Raw genomic sequence first — 2160 nt, forward strand, 5'->3', positions numbered from 1 at the left:
TGCCGAGGCACAGCCACGCGGCGAGTGGTGGCTGGGCTTTCAAGACCCGGTGCTGGCCGACCTGGTGCAGCGCGCGGGCCAGGCCAACACCAGCATCCAGCAGGCCGCCGCGCGGCTGGCCGAAGCGCGCACGCTGCTGCGCTCTGCCGACGCCGCGCGCTCGGTGCAAGTGGGCGCCTCAGCGGGCGTGACGCGCCAGGCAGGCGCTGCCACCACGGGCAGCGCAGCCCCCGCCACGCTGGGCACAGCGGGGCTCAATGCCTCCTACGAGCTGGACCTGTTCGGCCGCCTCTCGCGAACCAGCGACGCCGCACGCCTGGACGCCGATGCACGCGAAGCCTTGCTGCAAAGCACGTGCCTGATGGTGCAGGCCGATGTGGCGCAAACCTATCTGCAACTGCGTGCCGTGCAGGCCGAGCAGTTGCTGGTGCAAGAGAGCCTGGCCGCGTACCAGGACACCCTGCGCCTGACGCAGCGTCGCCTGCAGGCTGGCGACGTGGCCGAGCTGGACGTGGCCCGTGTGCAGACCGAAGTGGCGGCCACCGAGTCTGATGCCCTGGCCTTGCAGCGCCAGCAAGCCCTGCTGATCAACGCCCTGGCCGTGCTGGCGGGCGAGGTGGCCAGCGGCTTTGTGCTGCCGCCCCCTGCCGGCGATGCTGCGTTGCCGGTGATCCCGCCTGGCGTGCCCGGCACGGTGCTGGCGCGCCGGCCCGATGTATCGGCCGCACAAACCGCCGTGCTGGCCGCGCAAGCCCGTGTGGGTGTGGCGCAGAAGGCGTGGTTCCCTGCGGTCACGCTCACGGGCAATGCGGGGCATGCGTCGCCCGAGCTGGGTGATCTGTTCAAGTGGTCGGCCCGTGCCTGGGGCGTGAGCGCACTGCTGTCGCTGCCGATCTTTGACGGCGGCCAGCGCGATGCGCAGATCGAGGGTGCGAAGGCCCGCCTGGAGGCTGCGTTGGCGGACCACCGAGGACAGGTGCTGAACGCGTTTCGTGACGTGGAGGATCAACTGACCTCGCTGCGTCTGCTCTCCGGCCAGGCCGAAGCGCAGGGGCGGGCGGTGACGGCTGCGCGGCGGGCCACGCAGTTGTCGGATGTGCGGTATCGCAATGGCTTGGTGAGTCAGCTGGAGTTGCTGGACGCGCGGCGCAGCGAGCTGCGCAACCGGCGGCAGGCGTTGCAGGTGCGGACGGCGCAGTATGTGGCGACGGTGGGGTTGATTCGGGCGCTCGGAGGCGGGTGGGGGGATCAGCCTGTGGTGAAGGTGGCGGCTGCGCCGCAGTAGTTTTTGAGCGGGTTGGGCTGCTTGCGCTAGTGAAACATGCCTAGGTAGCTATTGATTTTGTAGTGTCTGGTTGTTGTGCTGATTGGGCCGCATGCCTGGCTTGAGTGCGGAGGCCGGGAGTCGCCCGGCGAGCGAGTAACTTTCTTTTGCTTCGCCAAAAGAAAGTTACCAAAGAAAAGGCGACCCCCAGTCTGCGACCCCTTCGCGTTGCGAAGGGGCAAACCTGCGGCGGGGCGGCTGCGGGGTGCGCCGTGGAACTCACTGCGCTGCGTTGCAGCTTCGTTCAGACATCCACGGCGAGTCAGAGCACGAAGCACGCGCGCTCCGACGCGCGTGCCACCCCGCAACCGCCCCGCCGCAGGCGCAGCCAGCAGGGGTGGGACAGCCGAACATCCAACAGCCGCACAACCATTCGGGCCATTGCTGCGCTCGGCCGCGCCTGCGATCCGGGACCGAGCGCAGCGATGGCCCATGTGGATGTTCTGTCCCCTGTGCCCCTGTGGATGCGCCGAGGAGCGCAGGGTTTGGCGGATCAGGGCTCGCGTGTGTTTGAGCGACGCGCAGCGGCGCGAGTTGAGCGAGACCCCGCCAAACCCGAGCACCGCAGGTTGCCCCGTAGCGAAGCGCAGGGGACGCAGACAGTGGGGTCGCCCTTTCTTTGGTTCCTTTCTTTCGGCGACGCGAAAGAAAGGGACTCGCATGCCGGGCGACTCCCGGCCTCCGCCCTCAACACCAGCATGCGGCCCAATCAGCACGCCGCACCAAAACACTACAAAATCAATAGCGACCACCGCATATCCCACTAGCGCCTGCGGCCAAAAAGGCTCAAAAACCTCAAATCACCCCTTCAGCCACCCCCTCAACCTCCCCACCCC

General features: G+C 67.9%; 1 protein-coding gene. It reads left to right on the plus strand.

Annotated elements, in window-relative coordinates:
• The coding region (locus DBR12_RS19610) for an efflux transporter outer membrane subunit (protein WP_233244924.1) at positions 1-1285 on the plus strand (1285 nt) is incomplete at its 5' end.
• Positions 1286-2160 lie beyond the last annotated feature (875 nt).

It is taken from the genome of Acidovorax sp. HMWF029 (assembly GCF_003060895.1).
Lineage (GTDB): Bacteria > Pseudomonadota > Gammaproteobacteria > Burkholderiales > Burkholderiaceae_C > Acidovorax.